Genomic DNA, 21,771 nt, shown 5'->3' on the forward strand with positions numbered 1-21,771 from the left:
TAGCGGCCCCCACAGGTGCTTCATGGAGAGAATACCTATGCAACGTCTGCCCCTGGCGCTGCTCGTCACCCTCGTGGCCGGGTGCGCGCAGCAAGCGCCGCAACCTGAAGCGCCCAAGGCCCACGAGCCGAGCGAAGCGCAGAAAATGCTTAGCGACACCCTGGCCCTGCCGCCGGTGCCCGAATCGATAATGCGTGAAGGCGACACGCTCAGCTACCTGGTGGTACCACCGGTTACCGCGCAGCAGCCTTATCCATTCGCGACCCAGGTGGCGGCGTCGTGTACCACGTTCGACGCCAGCCTTGCCTACGTTCAAGGCGAGAAACGCGTGTACTTCGGCAGCAGCAATGGCCGCTACATGCCGGCGCGCAGTGTGCCCGAGGAGCTGGCCGAGCCGCTGAAAACCAATGCTGCCTTCAAGGCTGCCTGCCAGGCCACGGCCAAGCCCGATTGGAAGGTGGTCAAGGGCGGCACGGATGTGTTCTGGGTGTTGCTGGACCGCAACAGCCTCACGCCCCAGGGTAGCGAAATTCGCTTCTGGGCGGCGCTGGACGAACCTGCCATCACCCTGGGCCGGCCATACGGCGCGCCCAGCGCGCAAAAGCGCGAACACTATGCCGTGGATTGCGCCAAACAGAGCTATCGCCTGTTGATGGGCTATGACGTGGATGAGCGCAACCAGGTAACTGACGGCAAGCTGTTCAAGGACCCACAGCCCCAGCCCATCAGCAGCGGCGTGGCGCAATACCAGACGCTCTTTCGCACGGTGTGTGGCGGCACCGATGGCGTGGCTGCCCTTGCTGCCTACACCCCGCGCACCAAAGCGCCGCTTGACGCGCCCTTGCCAGCAGTAGGGGCGGTACCGCTCACGGCCATCAAGCACCTGAACCTGACGCCGCCGGCCAAGCAGCTCAAGCAAACCCTGGAAACCGGCATGGCCAATACGGCCAAGAGCAACCTGCCGATTCGCGAGGAACGCTTCATTCAGGTAGACAAGGCCAGCGGCCAACTGGGGGTGCGCGTGCGCGCCGACAGCTATGAAGGCAGCGAAGTGAGTTTTCGTGGGCTGATCTCGCTGGCGCAGAAAACCCGATTCTTCGGCAAGACGCCGATGAGCGAAGAAGCCATGCTCACCAACCTGACCTTCACCGGTGACTGGCAGCAGATGCCCGTTGGCAAGGAGCTGACCTACACCACCCAGGGCAAGCGCAAGAACTCGATGATGGGTGACCTGGGCGAAAGCCGGCAAGTGGTCAAGTGCCAGGTGGACAGCGAGGCACCGGCGGCGCAGATCAATGCCAGCCTCAGCGGGCAGGCGAAGAAACTGCGTTGCAGCGGCGAAGGGGACAAGTACAACCGCGTGGACACGGTGTGGTACCTGGAGGACTACGGGTATTTCTTCAAGCAGGGCACCGACAAGAATGCGCTCTACTACGATGAGCGCACGCTCGAGACGGTCCAGTAACCCCCTTCCCGCGCTTCGCCCGGCCGGGCGAAGCGCGGGAAAAGGCCGCCGCTGTCTACACGCGGAAGTGGCTGACCATCATCTGCAACTGCCCACCCAGGCGTGCCAGCTCGACGCTGGACGCTGCGGTTTCTTCGCTGGCCGCGGCGGTCTGTTCCGATACATCGCGCACGTTGATGATGCTGCGGCTGATCTCTTCGGCCACCGAGCTCTGTTGCTCGGCCGCCGCGGCGATCTGCTGGTTCATCAGCTGGATGTTGGACACGGTGCGGGTGATGTTTTCCAGTGATACACCGGCCTGGCGGGTCAGGGCCACGCTGCTGTCGGTCAGCTCGCGGCTGCTGAGCATCACGTTGGCGACTTGCTGGGTACCGGTCTGCAGGCCGGCTACCAGGCCTTCGATTTCCTCGGTGGACTTCTGCGTGCGCTGGGCCAGGCCCCGCACTTCGTCGGCCACCACGGCAAAGCCCCGGCCAGCCTCGCCGGCGCGGGCCGCTTCGATGGCGGCGTTCAACGCCAGCAGGTTGGTCTGCTCGGCCACGGCCTTGATCACGTCCATGACCTTGCCGATCTTGTCGCTTTCCTTCTGCAACTCCCCCATGGCTTCGGTGGAGCGCTTGACCTCACTGGCCAGGCGCTCGATCTGGTCGATGGCCTGGTTGACCACCTTGTCACCGTCACGGGCCTGGCCGTCGGCGTCGGTGGCGGCCATGGAAGCCTGCTCGGCATTGCGCGCCACTTCCTGCACGGTCGCGGTCATTTCATGCATGGCCGTGGCCACCTGGTCGGTCTCCACTTTCTGATTGTTGACCCCGGCGCTGGTCTGCTCGGTCACGGCGGACAGCTCTTCCGCCGCGCTGGCGATCTGGGTCACGCCGTCGCGGATGCTGGTGATCAGCTCGCGCAAGGTGGTGCCCATGTTCTGGATGCCTTGTTGCAGCACGCCCAGCTCGTCCTTGCGGGTCACCCGCAATGTCTCGGTCAGGTCGCCGTCGGCGATACGCTTGACCGCTATCAGGGTGTCCTGAAGTGGCCGGGTGATCTGGCGGGTGATGATCAGGGCTGCGGCAATCCCGAAGAACAGCGCCAGCAGGGTGGCAATGGTCTGCACGGTACGGGCCTGGGCGCTTTCGCTGTCGCGGCGGTCGAGCTGGATCTGGTACAGGGCATCGCTCAGGCGCACGATTTCACTACCCTGATCGGTCATTTCCTTGCGCGCCTGGACGATGTCGGCATTGGCGCTCTTGAAGCTGGTCAGCGCCTGGCGATAACTGGCGACCGAGGTTTCGTACTGGCGCAGGTTCTCCGGTTGCGAGGCCAGCGCGGCCTGGAGCGCCGGCAGCCCGGCCTGTGCGGCATCCAGGCGGGCAAACGCAGCCTGCTCGTTGGCGGCGCTGGCATCGGCCAGGTAGCCGCGCACTTCATAGCGCACCACCAGCAGCAATTCCTTGGCCTTGTCCACGGCCAGTACTTCATCCAGGCGGCGGTCGGCCTGGACGCCCTGGCTGATCTTGTCCAGCGCCGCGAAGGCGCTGGCAGCGGTGTCGTTCAGGCCTTGGCGCGCAGCGTTGCTGGTGCGGTAGGCGGCACGCATCTTGTTCAGCGAAACCTTGTAGGCTTCCAGCTGACCGTTCTGCTCCTTGAGCAGCTTGATGTTCTCCGGGCTCTTGAACGTGCCGAGGATTTTCTGCTGTTGGGCTTCGAAGCCGTCCAGGGTGGTTTGCACCAGTTGCGCGGCCGTGTCGTCGCCGTTGGCGAGCATGTATTGCAAACGCGCCACGCGCAGTTTGGTCAGGGCAGAGTTGAGCTGGGTGATGTCACTCATCCAGTTGCTGCGGTCGATGAGCCCGCCCATGCTGTTCCAGCCTGTCAGGGCCAGCAGGGTCGTCAGGACCAGCACCAGGCCGAAGCCCAGGCCGAGTTTTTTGTTCACGCTGATGTTGGCAAACCAACTGTTCATGCATTCCCTCCAGAAACGTTTGTGCGCTACTTGATCGTTGGTTGCTGGGGTGCATTTTCTTATCGTTGGCGGCCAGCAGATTTTTTCTTCTTAGGCACGGAGTATCGGCGGCGGGAGGGGAAACATGAAAATTTAGTCATGACCGTTGGGCGGACAATCGAATCGCTGCCCCCCTTCAACAGGGGGGCAGGGCGTTCAGGCGAATTCTTGCAGAGCGTCGTTCACGGCGCCGAGGAAATACGCGTGGGAGGCGCGGTCGAAGAGGATCTGGAAGGTGGGCACGGTATCGCCGCCGAGATTGATCACGATCACGTTGATTCGCGCCGCCGAAGTCTGCGCCACCGCACCGGGGCCGAAGGCCTCGGGCCGCAGGTCGACGCCGCACAGCTTGGCCATCAGCGCCGGCAACTGATGGCCACTGAGCTGTATCCAGGCATGGCTGTCGTGGCGCGGCAGCAGGTAGTTGGCGCTGTGGTCCAGCTCCCAGCGGGCTTCTTCGTCGGCGATGCGCTGGCCCGCGTCGGCCAGGCTGCCGAGCAGAAAGTATTCGGTGGAGGAGAGCCGCGCTATGTGGCTGCCATCGGCTTGGGTGACCGCACGGTTGGGAGCATCGGGTAGCACGAAGCCACGCTGGCGCAGATAGTCGGCACTCTGGGCACCACGAAAACCGACCCTCGGCACGTCGGTGAGGTCGAGAAGAACGCAGCGTTGCAGGGCCGGTTGGCCGATGTACGTTTCAGCTTTCAGACTGGACATGGCTTACAGCTCCTGGCGCAGGTTGTCAGGGTCGAAGAAGGGCAGTTTCACTACGGTGGCCTGGACCATGATGCCGCCTTCCACACGGATGGGAATGTGTTGGCCAGGCTGGCTCTGGTCAAAGCCCGCATAGGCGAGGCCGATGACCTGCCCCAGGGTTTCGGAGTATTCGCATGAGGTGACGTTGCCGCTGATGTCCGGCCCGCTCAGTACCAGGTGACCTTCCAGCGGCTGCACACTGCCCTTGGGCAGGGTGAAGCCCACCAGCTTGCGGGTCATGGGCTGGGCTTCCAGGATGTCCACCGAGCGGCGGCCGATGAAAAACGGCTTGTTGCGGCTGACCGCCCAACCCATGTCGATCTCGGCAGGGTGGGTCATGCCATCGGTGTCCTGGCTGATGATCACATGGCCTTTTTCCAGGCGCAGCAGGCGCTGGGTTTCGACGCCGAAGGGGCGAATGTCGAAGGCCTTGCCGGCGTCCATCAACGCGTCCCACAGTGCCAGCGCGTGGCGGGCGGGCACGTGGATTTCATAGCCCAGCTCGCCGACGAAGCCTACCCGCAACAGCCGCGCCTTGATCCCGGCCACGGTGCCCTGACGCACGGCCAGGTAAGGGAAACCGGCGGGCGACAGGTCCAGGTCGGTGCACACTTTTTCCAGGACTTTGCGCGCATCCGGCCCCGCCACGTTCACCGCCGAAATGGCTGCCGTGACGTTGGCGATGTCGACGTTCAGCCGCCACTGCGCATTCCACTTGAGCATCTGCTGGTAGATGCGGTCGACACCGCTGGTGGTGGCGGTGACGTAGAAGTGGTTCTCAGCGAAGCGTGCGCACACACCATCATCGATTACTACGCCGTGCTCGTTGGTCATCAGTGCGTAGCGCGAACGGCCCACAGGCTGCTTGAGGAACGCGAAGGTGTACATGCGGTTGAGCAGTTCGGCGGCGTCCGGGCCGCGCACGTCCAGGCCGCCCAGGGTCGACACATCGATGATGCCGACCTTGTTGCGCACATGCAGCGCTTCGGCCTGCATGCACTGCTCGCGTTGCGAAGCCTTGCCGTAAAACGCCGGCCGCTGCCAGATACCGGCAGGCATCATTTTCGCCCCGGCTTCCAAATGGCGGCGGTGCAGGGGCGTCTGGCGGTAGGGGTCGAAGGCACGGCCGGCGACATGGGCGAGTTTCTCCGCCACGAACGGCGGCCGCGCGGTGGTGACCCCCGTTTCACTGATGTTGCGCTGGGTGGCCTGCGCCACCAGCCGCGCCGTGGGCAGGGCCGAATGACGGCCCTGGGACGGCCCCATGCCGACGGTGGAGTAGCGCTTCACCAGTTGCACGTCACGGTAGCCGATCTTGGTGGCGTTGATGATGTCCTGCACTTGCAGGTCTTCATCGAAGTCGACGAAGTCCTTGCCCTTGGGGTGCGGGAAAATCGGCCAGGGGAAGTTGACCCGCGCTTCGGGCGCCAGGTTGACACGCGCCTGTGCGTTCCGGCCCAGGGCGGTGACGATATCGGCGGCGCAGTTGGTGGCGTCGCTGAGCACGTTGTCCAGGCTGTGGCAGCCGTTCACCGAGCCGGCCACATGCACAATCCTCGGCAGGCCGCTGAGGGTGAATTCGGCCAGTTGATCGTCATAGGCCAGCTTGCCCCCGGCCTGGCACAGCAGTTGGTAGACGGGCATGTAGCCGCCGGACATGCATAGCAGGTCGCAATCCAGTTTCAGCGCGCTGCTGGCCACCTGGCCCTGGCCGGTGATCTTGCGCAGCTCTACGCCGTTCACGTGGCGCATGCCGCTTTCGTGCAGGGCTTCGAACACCGTGGTGTCGACATGCAAGGTGATGGCACGCTGCTCCAGTGCGCGCAGCAGGGCGCGGTCGGCGGGGCCGTTGCGCAGGTCGACCACGGCGGCCACTTTCACGCCCTGCTCGTGCAGGTCCAGGGCGGCCAGGTAGCCGTCATCGTTGCCGGTCAGCACCACGGCGGTGTTGCCCGGTTTTACCGCATACAGCTTCATCAGCCGTTGGGCGGCGCTGGTCAGCATCACCCCGGGCAGGTCGTTGTTGCGGAAAACCACCGGCTGGTCGAACGAGCCGCTGGCGATCAGGCAGTGGCTGGCGCGAACTTTATACAGGCGCTTGCCCTGAATCACCGGCAGGTAGTTGTCGGTGAACCAGGCGTTGCAGGTGGCCTGTTTGAGCACCTGGATGTTGGCGTGGTTCTCCACGGCGGTGACCAGTTCGCGGCGCAGGCTTTCGCCGCGTACGCCCTCGATGTCGAAGCGCGCATAGGTCAGCGAGCCACCGAGGATCGGGCTTTGCTCGATCAGCAGCACCTTGGCCCCGGCATTGGCCGCACTGAGGGCAGCTTGCAGGCCGGCGGGCCCGGCACCGATCACGGCCAGGTCGGTGAACAGGTAGGCCTTGTCGTAATACTCGGGCTGGAACTTGAGGTCCAGCACGCCTAGCCCGGCCTTTTTGCGAATGATCGGCTCCCACACCTTCCACATGCCCTTGGGCTTGTAGAACGAGCGGTAGTAGAAGCCCACCGGCATGAACTTGGAGAACTTGCCCAGCCAGGCGTCCTTGTCGTTATCCAGAGTGCCGTTGAAGTTCTGCCCGGTGGCGGCCAGGCCCTGTACCAGCGGCTGCATGTCGGCCAGTACATTGGGCTCACTCGGCAGTTGTACCAGGCTGTTGGCGTCCTGGCCGGCCATGCTCAGCGGGCCGCGCGGGCGGTGGTATTTGAACGAGCGCGACAGCAGGAAGCGCCCGTTGGCCAGCAGCGCGCTGGCGATGCTGTCGCCGGCGAACCCCTGGTAGGGCTTGTCGTCGAAACTGAAGGTCAGCGGCTGGTCGCGGTCGATCAGCAGGCCCATGGGGGCGGGGAGGCGGCTCATCCTGCGATCTCCTTGGCGGCGAATTCCACGCGGGTGGTGAAGACTTCCTGCGGGTCGAAGGTCCGGATGATCTCGTCAGTGACCGTGTGGCGCTCTGCCAGGAACCAGTAGCTGGACGGCGTGTGCATCCACCATTCGCGCACCACGCCGGCGATGTTGTCGCAGTTGAACACGTAGTCGGCCCATTGCGCGTCAGTGCAGGTGACGGGGTCGGGCATGGCCTTGAACTCGCCGCCGTAGGTGAATTCGCTGATGTTGCGCGGCCCGTTGAGCGGGCAAATCATGATTTTCATCGTCCGGTCCTCAGTGGCTGGCCGCGGTGGCGCCCATTTCGTTGACTTGCTTGAAGGTGCTGAAGCGGGCCAGGCCGAAGGGCTTGATCAGCTCCGGCACCTTGCCGCCGCTGGCCACCAGTTCGGCCATGGTCTTGCCGCAGATGGGCGTGGCCTTGAAACCCCAGGTGCCCCAACCCGCGTCCAGGTAATAGTTCTTCACCGGTGACAGGCCCATGATCGGGCTGTAGTCCGGGGTCATGTCGGTGATGCCCGCCCATTGCCGCATCAGCTTGGCGTTGGCCAGGAACGGGAACATCTCGATGGCATGGGCCAGCAGGCTTTCCTTCAGGTCCAGGGTAGAGCGGGTATTGAACAGCGGGTAAGGGTCGGAGCCGCCGCCGAACACCACCTCGCCACGGCTGGTTTGCTGCACGTAGCAGTGCAGCGCCGAAGAACTCACCAGCGGGTCGAGGAACGGCTTGAACGGCTGGGTTACCATGGCCTGCAACGGGAAGGTCTGGATGGGGGAGCGGATGCCGGCCTTGGCCATCATCAGCGAACTGTGCCCGGCGATAGCCTGCACCGCGCAGCCGCACCGGATGGTGCCGCGGTTGGTTTTCACGGCGGTGATGGCGCCGTTCTCGATCACCAGTTCCTGCACTTCGGTGAGCTGGTGGATCTCCACCCCGCGCTTGGCGGCCTGCTTGGCATAGCCCCAGGCCACGGCGTCGTGGCGGGCGGTGGCACCGTCCATGTGCCACAGCCCGGCCAGCACTGGCAGGTGGCCGGGGTCCAGGTTGAGGCTGGGCACCAGTTCGCGGATCTGCTGGCGGTCGATCATTTCGGTGCGCCCGCCAAAGTGCTTGTTCACCTCGGCGCGCTGGCGGAACGAGCGCACGGTGGCGTCGGTGTGCGCCAGGGTCAACTGGCCCCGGTGCGAATACATGATGTTGAAATCGAACTCGTTGGACAGGCCTTCGAACAGCCGTACCGACTCGGCATAGAACTTCACGCCTTCGCTGGTCAGGTAGTTGGAGCGGATCACGGCCGTGTTGCGCGCGGTGTTGCCGCCACCCAGGTAGGCCTTTTCCAGCACGGCAATGTTGGTGATGCCATGGTACTTGGCCAGGTAATAGGCCGTGGCCAGGCCATGGCCGCCACCGCCGATGATGACCACGTCATAGGAGGGCTTGAGTTCCTTGGGCGCAGGCAGGTCGACCTCGACCGGGTACTCCGAGCTGAGCCCGTATTTCAGCAGGTTGAAGGGCATGGGGCCTCCGGCAGACTGCGTGGGGTGGCCTGCTGCAGCGCAGCGGTCAAGGTGTTTTTCATCAGAAAGGCGATGGTCATGGGCCCTACGCCCCCGGGTACCGGGGTGATGGCGCTGGCCACGGGCAGGGCGCTGTCGAAGTCGACGTCGCCCACCAGGCGGCTGCGGCCCTGGTCTTCGATGCGGTTGATGCCCACGTCGATGACCACGCACCCGGGCTTCAGCCAACTGGCGTCGATCATGCGCGGGCGGCCCACGGCGGCGATGACGATGTCGGCCTGGCGGCACAGTTGCGCGGCGTTCTGGCTGCGCGAATGCAGCACGGTGACCGAGCAATGGGCCTGCAAGAGCAGGGCGGCCATGGGCTTGCCGACGATGTTGGAACGGCCGATGACCACGGCATGCCTGCCGCTCAGGTCGCCGAGGGTGTCGTGCAGCAACTGCATGCAGCCGCTGGGCGTGCACGGGGTCAGCACCTCGCGGCCCTGGCTCAGGCCGCCGACGTTTTCACTGTGGAAACCGTCCACGTCCTTGCCGGGGGCGATGGCCTGCAGCACGCGGTTTTCATCTATATGGGCCGGCAGCGGCAATTGCAGCAGGATGCCATTGACCTGGGCATCGGCATTCAAGCGTGCGATCAGCGCCAGCAACGAGGCCTGGCCGGTGTCGGCCGGCAGGCGGTATTCCAGCGAGCGGATGCCGGTCTCTTCGGCGCGCAGCACCTTGTTGCGCACATACACCTGGCTGGCGGGATCATCGCCCACCAGGATCACCGCCAATCCCGGCTGGATGCCCAGTGCGGCGATATCGTGCTTGACCTGCAATAACACGCGGGCTGCGGCGGCCTTGCCGTCGATCACTTTGAGGCTGTTCACCGGAAGATCACCGTGCGGTCCTGGTTGAGGAACACCCGGTGCTGCAGGTGGTATTTCACCGCCTTGGACAGGGCCACGGTTTCAGTGTCGCGGCCGATGGCCACCAGGTCGTCGGGCAGGTAGGCGTGGTCCACGCGCTGAACTTCCTGCTCGATGATCGGGCCTTCGTCCAGGTCGCTGGTGACGTAGTGGGCCGTGGCGCCAATCAGTTTCACGCCGCGCTGGTAGGCCTGGTGGTAGGGCTTGGCGCCCTTGAAGCCGGGCAGGAACGAGTGGTGGATGTTGATGGCCCGCCCCGACAGTTGCCGGCACAGGTCGTCGGACAGAATCTGCATGTACCGCGCCAGCACCACCAGGTCGGTGCGGGTGTCGTCCACTACCTTCATCAGCTCGGCTTCCTGCTGGGCCTTGGTGTCTTTGGTCACGGGCAGGTAGATGAAGCGAATGCCCTCGCGTTCGGCCATGGGCCGCAGTTCCAGGTGGTTCGAGACGATGGCGGTGATGGTCATGTCCATCTCGCCTTTGTGGTAGCGGTACAGCAGGTCGGTGAGGCAGTGGTCGAACTTGCTCACCATCAGAAGCACGCGCATGGGCTGGCTGTTGTCGTGCAGCTCCCAGTCCATGTCGAACTTGCCCGCCACGTCGACAAAGCCGGCCTTGAGCTGGGCGATATCCCCTGCATGGCCATCGTTGAAGCGGAACACCGCCCGCATGAAAAACCGCCCGCTCAGTTCGTCGTCGAACTGCGCCATCTCGCCGATGTAGCACGCGTTGCCCGCCAGGTACGACGTCACGGCGGCCACGATGCCCGACGTGGCTGGGCAGCTGATCTTGAGAATGAATTGGTGTTTTTCGTGTTGCATGGCTTGTCCTCGGAGAAGGTGGCGGCAGCGCATCGCAGGGCGAAAAGAAGCATTCCGCAGGAAATTGCCTGCGGGGAATAAAATATTCTTGGATGGGATTTATAGGGGAAAGCGAGGAGGGCGTCCAGAGGTTCTGGAAACTTTTTTAACTGACAGGAATTTTTTGCTTTTTCGGCGCTTGTGGATCGGGCGAAGCTCGGAAAGAAAACCCCACGGTCTGGCTGTAGATCAGCGGTGTTCTTTTCCCGAGCTTCGCCCGGTCCCACAGAGGGGGGCGGCGGTGTGCCGGCTAGGGGGTGTCGGTGCCGTAATTCATGATCGACAACAGCTTGATCGGCACCTGCACCAATTGCTCGGGGCCATGGGGTATCTCGCCATCGAAGGTCAGGCTGTCACCCGCCTCCATGCGGTACAGCTGGTTGCCGTGCCGGTAAATCAGTTCGCCTTCCAACAGGTGCAGAAACTCGGTACCCGGGTGCGAGAAGGTCGGGAACTCCTCGCTGGCGTCGTCCATGCTGACCATGTACGCCTCGAAGCTCTTCTTCGGCCCGCGAGTATGGTTAAGCAAGTGGTAGGTGTGGCCCTTCTCGGTGCCCCGGCGTACCACCTCCAGGCCTTCATCGGCCTTGACCAGCAGCGCGCTGCTGCCTTGCTGGTCGTATTGGCTGAAGAGCTTGGACATGGGCATGCCCAGCACATCGCACAGGCGGCTGAGGGTGTCGAGGCTGGTGGACACCTGGGCGTTCTCGATCTTGCTCAGCATGCCCTGGCTGATGCCGGCGATACGCGCTACATCCGCCAGTTTGAGTTCCTGCGCCTGGCGCTGGCGCTTGATCTGCATCCCCAGGTATTGCTCGAGCTTGAGGCGGGGTTGGGGCTCGATAGGCATATTCATAAAGGCCTGCACGGTTTCTGTTCGTTAATAATAGTTTCGCACCAGGAATGTGCAAAAAGGGGAGCGCCGCCGTTCGGCGTTTGCTGGTATTCCCCACGGGAAAACTATATTCCCATATAGACAGCGCAAAAAGCTTCTTTTTACCGGCTTGCTCCTCGCCCTGGAAAACTGGCAAGCCACTTGCATTCCCATTGGGAAAGTAAGTTTCTTTAGCGGAATAAACGATCAGCCAGCCAGTTGCGAGGAGTGAAGTGCACATGTTGCCAGAAGAAACCCAGCGCATTATCGAGCAGCACGGGATCAAGTACGTGCTGGCGCAGTTCGTCGATATCCACGGTGCCGCCAAGACCAAGTCGGTACCGGTGTGTGGCCTCAAGACCGTGGCCGAGGAAGGCGCGGGTTTCGCCGGCTTCGCCATCTGCGGCATGGGCATGGAACCCCACGGCCCGGACTTCATGGCCCGTGGCGACCTGTCCACCCTGACCCCGGTGCCATGGCAGCCAGGCTACGGCCGGGTGGTGTGCATCGGCCACGTGGAAGGCAAGCCTCACCCCTATGACAGCCGCTATGTACTGCAACAGCAAGTGCAGCGCCTGGCTGACAAAGGCTGGACCCTGAACACCGGCCTGGAGCCGGAATTCAACCTGATGCGCCGCGACGCCAGCGGCAAGTTGCAACTGGTGGACGCCAGCGACAACCTCGACAAGCCTTGCTACGACTATAAGGGCCTGTCCCGCTCGCGCGAGTTCCTGGAGCGCTTGACCGAAGCGTTGCAGAAAGTCGATTTCGAGATCTACCAGATCGACCATGAGGACGCCAACGGCCAGTTCGAGATCAACTACACCTACAGCGACGCCATGACCTCGGCCGACCGCTTCACCTTCTTCCGCATGGCCGCCGGCGAGATCGCCAACGACCTGGGCATGATCTGCTCGTTCATGCCCAAGCCGGACCCCAAGCGCGCCGGCAATGGCATGCACTTTCACCTGTCCATCGCCAGCGCCGACAACAAGAACCTCTTCCACGACGCCAGTGATCCCAGCGGCATGGGCCTGTCGAAGCTGGCCTACCACTTCGCCGCAGGCCTGCTGGCCCACGGCCCGGCGCTGTGTGCCTTTGCTGCGCCCACGGTCAACTCCTACAAGCGCCTGGTGGTGGGCAACTCGTTGTCCGGCGCAACCTGGGCGCCGGCCTTCATTGCCTTCGGTTCCAACAACCGTTCGGCCATGGTCCGCGTGCCTTACGGCCGCCTGGAATTTCGCCTGCCGGATGCCGGGTGCAACCCGTACCTGGTCACCGCCGCCATCATTGCCGCTGGCCTGGACGGCATCGACCGCCAGTTGATGCCCGACCAGGTGTGCAACGAAAACCTCTACAAGCTGAGCCTGGAAGAAATCGCCGCGCGCGGCATCAAGACCTTGCCGCAGTCGCTGAAGGAAGCCTGCGACGCGCTGGAAGCCGACCCGTTGTTCAGCGAGGTGCTGGGCCAGGAAATCGTCGGCGAGTTCATCAAGCTCAAGCGCATGGAGTGGGTGGAATACAGCCGCCACGTCTCCGACTGGGAGATCCAGCGCTACACCGAATTCTTTTGATTCTTTCCCTTCAATAAAGCGCTGGCGGCGCCTGTGCCGCACAGTGAAGGAGACCTGTTATGTGTGGAATCGTGGGGCTGTACCTGAAGAACCCGCAACTCGAAGCCCAGCTGGGCAAGCTGTTTGAACCCATGCTGGAGGCCATGACCGACCGCGGCCCGGACAGCGCCGGCTTTGCCATCTACGGCGACGAAGTGGCCGATGGCTGGGTCAAGCTGACCTTGCAGAGCACCACCGACGGTTTCGATTTTCACGCGCTGATGAGCGCCCTTGAAGGGCAGTTGGGTTGCTCGCTGGACTGGTTCCAGAACGCTACCGCCGCCGTGCTCAAGGTCAACACCGACGAGGCCAGCGTCCGCGCCGCCCTGGCCGAGCTGGCGCCTGAACTGCGCATCATGAGTGCCGGGCAGAGCATCGAAATCCTCAAGGGCATGGGCCTGCCACGGGAAATTTCCCAACGTTTCGGCCTGGCCGGCATGAAGGGCAGCCACATCATCGGCCATACCCGCATGGCCACCGAAAGCGCGGTGACCATGGAAGGCAGTCACCCGTTTTCCACCGGTGCCGACTTGTGCCTGGTGCACAACGGCTCGCTGTCCAACCACTTCCGCCTGCGCCAGGAACTCAAGCGCGAAGGCATCACGTTCGAGACCGACAACGACACCGAAGTGGCGGCCGGTTACCTCACCTGGCGCCTGCAGCAAGGCGACTCGCTGAAAGAAGCGCTGGATAACTCGCTGGAAAACCTCGACGGCTTCTACACCTTCGCCATCGGCACCCGCAACGGTTTCGCGGTGATCCGCGACCCGATCGCGTGCAAACCGGCCATCCTCGCCGAGACCGATGACTACGTGGCCATGGCCTCGGAGTATCAGGCGCTGTCGAGCCTGCCGGGCATCGAAAACGCGAAAATCTGGGAGCCGGCGCCGGCCACCCTTTACGTCTGGGAACGCGAGTCGGCCTAAGGAGCACGCACATGAAAACCATCGATCTTTCCATTGCCAGCGTGCGCGACCTCAACCAGGCGCTGCATGACCAGGTCAACAACGTTGAAGACCGCGAGTGGGTCGTCACCCATTCCAACGGAAAGCACAACCTCGCCGTGGGGGTGAACGAAGCGGTGTCCATCGATATCCAGGGCCATGCCGGCTATTACTGCGCGGGCATGAACCAGAAGGCCTCGATCACCGTGCATGGCAACGTCGGTGTCGGCTGCGCCGAGAACATGATGAGCGGCTATGTGCGGGTCAAGGGCAGCGCGTCCCAGGCGGCCGGTGCCACGGCCCATGGCGGCCTGCTGGTGATCGAAGGCGATGCCGGCGCGCGTTGCGGCATCTCCATGAAGGGCATCGACATTGTCGTCGGTGGCAGCATCGGCCACATGAGCTGCTTCATGGGCCAGGCCGGGCGCCTGGTGGTGTGCGGCGATGCCGGGGATGCCCTGGGCGACTCGCTGTACGAAACCCACATCTACGTGAAGGGCAAGGTCGAGTCCCTGGGCTCGGACTGCATCGAGAAAGAGATGCGCGCCGAGCACCTGGAAGAGCTGCAGGAACTGCTCAACCGCGCGGGGTTTGCCCACCAGGCCAGCGATTTCAAGCGCTACGGCTCAGCCCGTCAGTTGTACAACTTCAAAGTCGATAACGCGTCCGCGTACTGAGGAGCATTGATATGAGCGAGAAGAACCCTCCGGTGCTGCGCGAGTCCGCCACCTTCGACCGCCTGACCATCCAGGAAATCCAGCGTGCTGCCGAGACCGGCATCTATGACATTCGCGGCGGTGGCACCAAGCGCAAGGTCCCGCACTTCGATGACCTGTTGCTGCTGGGCGCCAGCGTGTCGCGTTACCCGCTGGAAGGCTACCGGGAGAAATGTGGCACCGACGTGATCCTGGGCAACCGTTTCGCCAAGAAACCCATCCACCTGAAGATCCCGGTGACCATCGCCGGCATGAGCTTCGGCGCACTGTCGGCCAACGCCAAGGAAGCCCTGGGCCGTGGCGCCACCATCGCCGGTACCAGCACCACCACCGGCGACGGCGGCATGACCCCGGAAGAGCGCGGCCAGTCCCAGCACCTGGTGTATCAGTACCTGCCTTCGCGCTATGGAATGAACCCGGACGACCTGCGCAAGGCCGACGCCATCGAGATCGTGCTCGGGCAAGGGGCGAAACCAGGGGGCGGTGGCATGTTGCTGGGCATGAAAGTCACCGAACGGGTGGCGGGCATGCGCACCCTGCCCATCGGCGTCGACCAGCGCTCGGCCTGCCGTCACCCGGACTGGACCGGGCCGGATGACCTCGCCATCAAGATCGCCGAGATCCGCGAGATCACTGACTGGGAAAAGCCTATCTACGTGAAGATCGGCGCCAGCCGCCCTTACTACGATGTGAAACTGGCCGTAAAGGCCGGTGCTGACGTGATTGTCCTCGACGGTATGCAGGGCGGCACCGCGGCCACCCAGGAAGTGTTCATCGAGCACGTGGGCATCCCCATTCTGCCGGCCATCCCACAGGCGGTACAGGCTTTGCAGGAGATGGGCATGCACCGCAAGGTGCAGTTGATCGTCTCCGGTGGCATTCGCAACGGCGCCGACGTGGCCAAGGCCATGGCGCTGGGGGCTGATGCGGTGGCAATCGGTACCGCCGCGTTGATCGCGTTGGGTGACAACCACCCGCGTCTGGACGAGGAACTGAAGAAGATCGGCTCGGCTGCCGGTTTCTATGATGACTGGCAGAACGGCCGCGACCCGGCGGGCATCACCACCCAGGACCCGGAGCTGTCCAAGCGCCTGGACCCGGTGGAAGGCGGCCGGCGGTTGGCCAACTACTTGCGTGTGCTGGTGCTGGAAGCCCAGACCATGGCCCGCGCCTGTGGCAAGTCGCACCTGCACAACCTGGACCCCGAGGACCTGGTGGCGTTAACCGTTGAAGCGGCGGCCATGGCCCGTGTGCCGCTGGCGGGCACCAGCTGGGTTCCTGGTTCAGGCTATTAAAGGCACTGAACCAACCCTGTGGGACCGGGCGAAGCTCGGGAAGCAGGCACCGCGCAGTATCTGATACTACGCGGTGCGCCGTTCCCGAGCTTCGCCCGTTCCCACAGGTTTTGCGTCATCCGACGGTTGTCGGTTCCATTCCAAGAGGCCATGCATGGCCCAGCGCTTCACCCCATTTCGCTTGCTGCCAGACAACCTTCCATTCCTCGCAGGAGCTTTGAAAATGGTCAACCGTCTCCCCGGCATTTCCCTCCTTGCATTGACCCTGTTATCTCCCTTGGCCAACGCCGCCGACACGCCCACGCTGAACCTGGGCAGCACCGCGTGGATGATCACGGCCGCCGTGCTGGTGCTGTTCATGTGCCTGCCCGGCCTGGCCCTGTTCTACGGCGGCCTGGTGCGGGCCAAGAACATGCTCTCGCTGTTCACCCAATGCTTCGGCATCGCCGGGGTGGTGGGCGTTTTGTGGGTGATCTACGGCTACAGCATGGTGGTCGACACCACCAACATGGTCGATGGCCAGGTCACCTTCAACAGCTTCGTCGGCGGCCTGAGCCGCGTATTTCTGGCAGGCATGAACGCCGACAGCCTCGTCGGCGATATCCCGGAAGGGGTGTTCGTGACCTTCCAGATGACCTTCGCCATCATCACCCCGGCGCTGATCGCGGGCGCGTTCGCCGAGCGCATGAAATTCTCCGCGGCGCTGATCTTCATGGCCGTGTGGTTCACCCTGGTCTATGCGCCTATCGCCCACATGGTGTGGGGCGGGGCCGGGGCCTTGATGCACAACTGGGGCACCCTGGACTACGCCGGTGGCACCGCCGTGCACATCAATGCCGGGGTTGCCGCACTGGCGGCATGCATCCTGCTGGGCAAGCGCAAGGGCTACCCGCACACGCCCATGCCCGCCCATAACCTGAGCCTGACCATGGTCGGCGCGGCCATGCTGTGGGTGGGCTGGTTCGGTTTCAATATCGGGTCGGGCGGCGGCCTCAGCGGCCTGTCGGGCATCGTCATGGTCAACACCCAACTGGGCGCCTGCTCCGGCATCATCGGTTGGATGTTCACCGAATGGTTCAAGGCCGGCCGCCCCAGCGCACTGGGTTTGGCCAGTGGCGCCTTGGCGGGCCTGGTCGGTATCACGCCTGCGTGCGCCTACGTCGGCACGGGTGGCGCGTTGGCCATCGGCCTGCTGTGCGGGGTGATCTGCTACCTGGGGGCCACCAGCCTCAAGCGCCGCTTCGGTTATGACGACAGCCTGGACGTGTTTGGCCTGCATGGCATCGGCGGTATCGTCGGGGCGCTACTGACGGGGGTGTTCTGCGTGCCGTCGTTGGGCGGGTATGTGCCGAACGTCACCATCGCCGGGCAACTGCTGGCGCAATTCAAGGGCGTGGCGTTCACCTTCGTGTATTGCTTTGCGGTGAGCTGGATCATCCTGAAGGTGATCAAGGTGGTGATCGGCTTGCGGGCGGATGAAGCGACGGAGGAGTTGGGGCTGGATCTGGGTGAGCATAACGAGAGTGCTTACAATCACTGATCGACAATCGCAGTGACTGCTTCCCGAGCTTCGCCCGGTCCCACAAGTGGGCATCTTATAGACCGGGCGAAGCTCGCTATCAGTTATCCCCAAACGGCCCCGCCGCCACAAAAGCGCCGCCTTGGTAAACCATGGTCGGGTCATCGGCAGGCGGCATGGGTTGTGCCTCGACCTTCTCGCGGAACTGCTCGGCGCTGTCCTGCGGCTGATAGCCCAGGTGCGCGGCGTAGCGGTTGTCCCACCAGTTCGGCGTGTTGTTCGACGCGCCGTACACCACGGTGTGGCCGATGGCATCGGTGTAGAGGCCGCGGGCAATCAATTGGGTGAGGTCGTCGAAGCTCAACCAGGTGCTGAGCATGCGGCGGTTTTGTGGCTCGGCGAAGGAGGAGCCGATGCGGATAGTCAGGGTTTCGATGCCGTAGCGGTCGAAGTAGAAGCTGGCGGTGTCTTCGCCGTAGCACTTGCTCAGGCCGTAGTAGCTATCGGGGCGGCGCGGGCTGAGGGCGTCGAGTACTTCGGTCTGTTTGTGGAAGCCGATCACGTGGTTGGAGCTGGCGAAGATCACCCGCTTCACGCCGTGGCGGCGCGCCGCTTCATAGATGTGGAACACCCCGCAGATGTTGGCGCCGAGGATTTCCTCGAACGGGCGCTCTACCGATACCCCACCGAAATGCACGATGGCGTCCACGCCATCCACCAGGTGGTGCACCGCCTGTTTGTCGGAAAGGTCGCACAACTGGATTTCTTCCTGATTGTCGTCCGCCGGGGTGATGTTGGCGATGTCAGACAGGCGCAAGGTGTTGCAGAAGGGTTTCAGGCGCTGACGCAATTCCTTGCCCAGGCCGCCGGCGGCACCGGTCAGCAGCAGGCGATTGAAGGGTTTGGCGGGGGAAGTCATGGGCACGGGCCTCGTTTTTTGGATTATTGTTCGCGCGATGTCATCGTACAACTTGAAACAAATTATCAAGATCATGGCGGCCTGCTGTCAATCAACAAAGCACCAAACGGCCATTGACACCTAAACGCCAGTATCGTTATAAGGTGGTTATACGACAACGTATGACTAATTGTTTCAAAGCGCGACTCCTTCCGTGGGTAACGCTCACCTAACAAAAATACAATCAAGGTGAAGTGATGAAGATTAAAGGCATCCGTTGGTGGATGGTGGCCCTGGTCATGGGCGGCCTGATCGTCAACTACCTGGCCCGTAACACCCTGTCGGTCGCAGCGCCCACGATGATGAGCGAACTGACCATCTCCACTGAGCAGTACTCCCACATCGTCGTCGCCTGGCAGATTTGCTACGCGCTGATGCAGCCGATTGCCGGTTACATCCTGGATGCCATCGGCACCAAGATGGGCTTCGCGATCTTCGCCATCGCCTGGTCACTCGCGTGTGCGGGCGCAGCGGCGGCCACCGGCTGGCAGAGCCTGGCGTTCCTGCGTGGCCTGCTGGGCCTGACCGAGGCCGCTGGCCTGCCGGCAGGCGTCAAGGCCACCACCGAGTGGTTTCCGGCCAAGGAGCGTTCGGTCGCCATTGGCTGGTTCAACATCGGCTCGTCAGTCGGCGCGTTGCTGGCACCACCGCTGGTGGTCTGGGCCATCCTGCACAGTGGCTGGCAGTTGGCATTCCTGATCGTCGGCGCCGCCGGCATCGTCTGGAGCGTGGGCTGGCTGTTTCTCTACAAGCACCCGCGTGACCAGAAGCGCCTGAGCGAAGAAGAGCGCGAGTACATCCTCAGCGGCCAGGAAGCGCACTTCAAGGAAGAGCCCAAACAACGCGGCAGCTGGAAAAAGATCGTCGCCAGCCGCAACTTCTACGCCATCGCCTCGGCGCGCATCCTCTCGGAGCCGGCCTGGCAGACCTTCAACGCCTGGATCCCGCTGTACCTGATGACCGAACGGCACATGAACATCAAGGAGATCGCGATGTTCGCCTGGCTGCCGTTCCTGGCCGCTGACCTAGGCTGCGTGCTGGGCGGCTACCTGAGCCCGCTGTTCCATCGCTACTGCAAGGTGTCGCTGTTCACGTCGCGTAAAATGGTCATGCTGTTCGGTTGTTCCTGCATGATCGGCCCGGCCTGCATCGGCCTGGTTGACAGCCCGTACATGGCCATCGCCCTGCTGTGCGTGGGCGGCTTCGCTCACCAGACGTTGTCAGGTGCGCTGTACGCCATCACCTCGGACTCCTTCGGCAAGAATGAAGTGGCCACGGCTACCGGCGCAGGCGGCATGTTCGGCTTCCTCGGCGCCGCAGCGTTTACCGCCGTGTTTGGTGTGCTGGTGACGCAGGTGGGTTACAGCCCGCTCTTCGTGGTACTGGCTATTTTCGACATCGTCGCGGCGATCATTGTCTGGACGGTGGCGCGGGAAGTGGTGCGGATCAAGCCGGTAGAGGATGCAGGCACCCCTGTGGGTACCGGCATTGTCGCGGGTTCTTGAGGTAGGGCATGAAGGGTAACGAGGAGCCGGCCGCTGAGGGCGGCTCCTCCTGGGCTGGCCACAACCGCGTACCAGCGGACCTGGCCGCGTCTGCTTGACGCGGCGCATCAAGCAATACGCGGCATCCCGGCCGCGGTCAGCGAAACGCCGGAACCACCTGTTCGATGAACAGCGCCAGGGACTTCTTCTTCTCCTCGTGGGGCAGGCTGTTGTCACACCAGAAGCTGAACTCGTCCACCCCCAATTCCTGGTAATGCTTGATCCGCGCCACGATCTCTTCGGGGGTGCCGATCATGGTGTTCTTGCGGATGTTTTCCAGCTGGAACTCCGGCCGCTCGGCGAATTTCTCTTCCGGGCTTGGGTCGAGGAAACCGTTCACCGGCACGGTCTTGTTACCGAACCAGGCATCGAACGTGCGGTAGAAGCGCGAGATGGCCTTGGCGCCCACTTGCCAGCCGTCCGGGTCGTCCTTGGCGTGCACGTGGGTGTGGCGCAGCACCATCAGTTGCGGGCGCGGGATGCTGGGGTTGTTGGCCAGCGCCGCTTCGAACTTGTTCTTCAGGTCCACCACTTCCTCGTCGCCCTTCATCAACGGCGTGACCATCACGTTGCAGCCATTGGCGACGGCGAAGTTGTGCGAGTCAGGGTCGCGGGCGGCGATCCAGATGGGCGGGGTACGCACCGGTTTCGGTACGCTGGTGGAGGTGGGGAATTTCCAGATCTCGCCGTCGTGGGCGTAGTCGCCTTCCCACAGCTTGCGCACCACCGGCACCATTTCACGCAAGGCGTTGCCGCCGCTGCTGGCCGGCATGCCGCCGGCCATGCGGTCGAATTCGACCTGGTAGGCACCACGGGCCAGGCCCACTTCCATGCGGCCATTGCTGATCACATCCAGCAGGGCACATTCACCCGCTACCCGCAGTGGGTGCCAGAACGGCGCGATGATGGTGCCGGCACCCAGGTGGATGGTGGTGGTCTTACCGGCCAGGTACGCCAGCAACGGCATCGGGCTCGGCGAAATGGTGTATTCCATGGCGTGGTGTTCGCCGATCCAGACGGTGCTGAAGCCGCCTTTTTCAGCCATCAGGGTGAGCTCGGTCAGGTCCTCGAACAGTTGCCGGTGGCTGACTTGCTCATCCCAGCGTTCCATATGCACGAACAGGGAAAACTTCATGACGCGTACCTCGGATCTTTTGTTTTTGGCCCGCCGAAAGCGGGCCTGATGCGGTAGGAGCGCTAGGCGCTGCGGTCGTGATTATTGGTATACCATAATACCAATAATCTGCAATGGATTTATGCCAGGGCCGGCAGTGCGCCCATCTTGCCGCGGCAGTACACCAGGGGGCTGTTGCCTTGCTGCGGCACGATCAGGTTCTTCACCGCACCGACCATGATCGCGTGGTCGCCACCTTCATACTCGCGCCACAACTCGCATTCGATGATCGCCACGGCGTTGGCTAGCAGCGGGTTGCCCAACTCGCTGAGGGTCCACTCGATACCGGCGGCCTTGTCCTTGCCCTTGCGCGCGAAGGCATAGGCTTCGGCCTGTTGCTGGCCAGACAGCAGGTGGATGGCGAAGCGCTTGTTCTTGATCAGCACAGGGTAGGAGTCCGAGCTGTAGTTGGGGCAGAACAGCACCAGGGCAGGGTCGATGGACAGCGAACTGAAGGCGCTGGCGGTGAGGCCCACGACCTGGCCGTCGTCGTCCAGCGTGGTGATCACGGTCACGCCCGAGGGGAAGGAGCCCATGACGTTCTTGTAGACGGTGGCGTCGATCATTGCGTGTTCCTCGGTGAGCAGCTGAATTGGTTTTATGCGGCTTTGTTTGTCTGATGGTATACCGAGTTTTGGCTTGTGAAAAGTTTGGAATACCATAATATGGTGTTCGTTCGAGAGGGCGTCGATGAACGGCCCCCGAATTGCATTTCCATACAAAGACAAGAACA

The 21,771-nt window shown here is 63.1% G+C and carries 18 protein-coding genes and 1 pseudogene; 7 read left to right on the forward strand and 12 right to left on the reverse strand.

All coding sequences use genetic code 11. The annotated features are described in order from the left end of the window. The first annotated feature begins 37 nt into the window (after positions 1-37). Complete coding sequence (locus tag HWQ56_RS04175) at positions 38-1,465, forward strand: hypothetical protein (protein ID WP_176569860.1); 1,428 nt, start codon at positions 38-40, stop codon at positions 1,463-1,465. 55 nt (positions 1,466-1,520) lie between these two features. On the opposite strand, the gene HWQ56_RS29375 is transcribed toward HWQ56_RS04175, so the two are convergent. The 9 genes and pseudogenes from HWQ56_RS29375 to HWQ56_RS04215 form a co-directional block, all read right to left on the reverse strand. Then, complete coding sequence (locus tag HWQ56_RS29375) at positions 1,521-2,384, reverse strand: methyl-accepting chemotaxis protein (protein ID WP_425331952.1); 864 nt, start codon at positions 2,382-2,384, stop codon at positions 1,521-1,523. A 39-nt stretch (positions 2,385-2,423) separates the two neighbouring features. Beyond that, positions 2,424-3,425, reverse strand: a pseudogene (locus HWQ56_RS29380) (methyl-accepting chemotaxis protein); the annotation flags it as partial. Between the two features lie 195 nt (positions 3,426-3,620). Then, on the reverse strand, positions 3,621-4,181 hold the full coding sequence (locus HWQ56_RS04185; RefSeq protein ID WP_176569861.1) for a sarcosine oxidase subunit gamma: 561 nt from the start codon (positions 4,179-4,181) through the stop codon (positions 3,621-3,623). 3 nt (positions 4,182-4,184) lie between these two features. Continuing rightward, positions 4,185-7,079: a 2Fe-2S iron-sulfur cluster-binding protein gene (locus HWQ56_RS04190; RefSeq protein ID WP_176569862.1), complete on the reverse strand. Its 2,895-nt coding sequence runs from the start codon at positions 7,077-7,079 to the stop codon at positions 4,185-4,187. Continuing rightward, positions 7,076-7,372 carry a sarcosine oxidase subunit delta gene (locus tag HWQ56_RS04195; protein WP_158154078.1) on the reverse strand — a complete coding sequence of 99 codons (297 nt, stop codon included), beginning with the start codon at positions 7,370-7,372 and terminating at the stop codon, positions 7,076-7,078. The genes HWQ56_RS04190 and HWQ56_RS04195 overlap by 4 nt, the downstream gene beginning before the upstream one ends. A gap of 10 nt (positions 7,373-7,382) precedes the next feature. Next, positions 7,383-8,624, reverse strand: a complete 1,242-nt coding sequence (locus HWQ56_RS04200) for an FAD-dependent oxidoreductase (protein ID WP_176569863.1) — start codon at positions 8,622-8,624, stop codon at positions 7,383-7,385. After that, a complete protein-coding gene (gene folD, locus HWQ56_RS04205; RefSeq protein WP_176569864.1) occupies positions 8,606-9,499 on the reverse strand; it encodes a bifunctional methylenetetrahydrofolate dehydrogenase/methenyltetrahydrofolate cyclohydrolase FolD in 894 nt (297 codons plus the stop codon). Before folD ends, HWQ56_RS04200 begins: the two co-directional genes overlap by 19 nt. Continuing rightward, complete coding sequence (gene purU, locus HWQ56_RS04210; RefSeq protein WP_176569865.1) at positions 9,496-10,362, reverse strand: formyltetrahydrofolate deformylase; 867 nt, start codon at positions 10,360-10,362, stop codon at positions 9,496-9,498. The genes folD and purU overlap by 4 nt, the downstream gene beginning before the upstream one ends. Positions 10,363-10,651: 289 nt before the next feature. Further along, positions 10,652-11,257 (reverse strand): helix-turn-helix domain-containing protein, encoded by a 606-nt coding sequence (locus HWQ56_RS04215; protein ID WP_158154074.1) that lies wholly within the window; start codon positions 11,255-11,257, stop codon positions 10,652-10,654. Positions 11,258-11,514: 257 nt separating this feature from the next. On the opposite strand from HWQ56_RS04215, the gene glnT reads away from it, so the two are divergent. From glnT to HWQ56_RS04240, 5 genes are all read left to right on the forward strand, one after another. After that, a complete protein-coding gene (glnT, locus tag HWQ56_RS04220; RefSeq protein ID WP_176569866.1) occupies positions 11,515-12,849 on the forward strand; it encodes a type III glutamate--ammonia ligase in 1,335 nt (444 codons plus the stop codon). A gap of 59 nt (positions 12,850-12,908) precedes the next feature. Continuing rightward, the gene (locus HWQ56_RS04225) at positions 12,909-13,814 is read left to right on the forward strand and encodes a class II glutamine amidotransferase (protein ID WP_176569867.1); all 906 of its coding nucleotides are present in this window, start codon (positions 12,909-12,911) and stop codon (positions 13,812-13,814) included. 11 nt (positions 13,815-13,825) lie between these two features. Beyond that, the gene (locus HWQ56_RS04230) at positions 13,826-14,509 is read left to right on the forward strand and encodes a GltB/FmdC/FwdC-like GXGXG domain-containing protein (protein ID WP_158154071.1); all 684 of its coding nucleotides are present in this window, start codon (positions 13,826-13,828) and stop codon (positions 14,507-14,509) included. Positions 14,510-14,520: 11 nt separating this feature from the next. Next, on the forward strand, positions 14,521-15,843 hold the full coding sequence (locus HWQ56_RS04235; protein WP_176569868.1) for an FMN-binding glutamate synthase family protein: 1,323 nt from the start codon (positions 14,521-14,523) through the stop codon (positions 15,841-15,843). A 223-nt stretch (positions 15,844-16,066) separates the two neighbouring features. After that, a complete protein-coding gene (locus tag HWQ56_RS04240; RefSeq protein ID WP_176569869.1) occupies positions 16,067-17,383 on the forward strand; it encodes an ammonium transporter in 1,317 nt (438 codons plus the stop codon). 79 nt (positions 17,384-17,462) lie between these two features. On the opposite strand, the gene HWQ56_RS04245 is transcribed toward HWQ56_RS04240, so the two are convergent. Beyond that, the gene (locus tag HWQ56_RS04245) at positions 17,463-18,281 is read right to left on the reverse strand and encodes an NAD-dependent epimerase/dehydratase family protein (RefSeq protein ID WP_158158705.1); all 819 of its coding nucleotides are present in this window, start codon (positions 18,279-18,281) and stop codon (positions 17,463-17,465) included. Positions 18,282-18,517: 236 nt separating this feature from the next. On the opposite strand from HWQ56_RS04245, the gene HWQ56_RS04250 reads away from it, so the two are divergent. Next, entirely contained in the window at positions 18,518-19,825 is a 1,308-nt protein-coding gene (locus HWQ56_RS04250) for an MFS transporter (RefSeq protein WP_176569870.1), read from the forward strand. Positions 19,826-19,961: 136 nt separating this feature from the next. Here HWQ56_RS04250 and HWQ56_RS04255 read toward each other — a convergent pair whose 3' ends face one another. Next, positions 19,962-20,999 (reverse strand): LLM class flavin-dependent oxidoreductase, encoded by a 1,038-nt coding sequence (locus HWQ56_RS04255; protein WP_158158707.1) that lies wholly within the window; start codon positions 20,997-20,999, stop codon positions 19,962-19,964. A 119-nt stretch (positions 21,000-21,118) separates the two neighbouring features. Further along, positions 21,119-21,604 carry a flavin reductase family protein gene (locus tag HWQ56_RS04260; protein ID WP_158158708.1) on the reverse strand — a complete coding sequence of 162 codons (486 nt, stop codon included), beginning with the start codon at positions 21,602-21,604 and terminating at the stop codon, positions 21,119-21,121. Positions 21,605-21,771: the final 167 nt, after the last annotated feature.

Origin of the sequence: Pseudomonas eucalypticola (assembly GCF_013374995.1) — a bacterium.
GTDB lineage: Bacteria > Pseudomonadota > Gammaproteobacteria > Pseudomonadales > Pseudomonadaceae > Aquipseudomonas > Aquipseudomonas eucalypticola.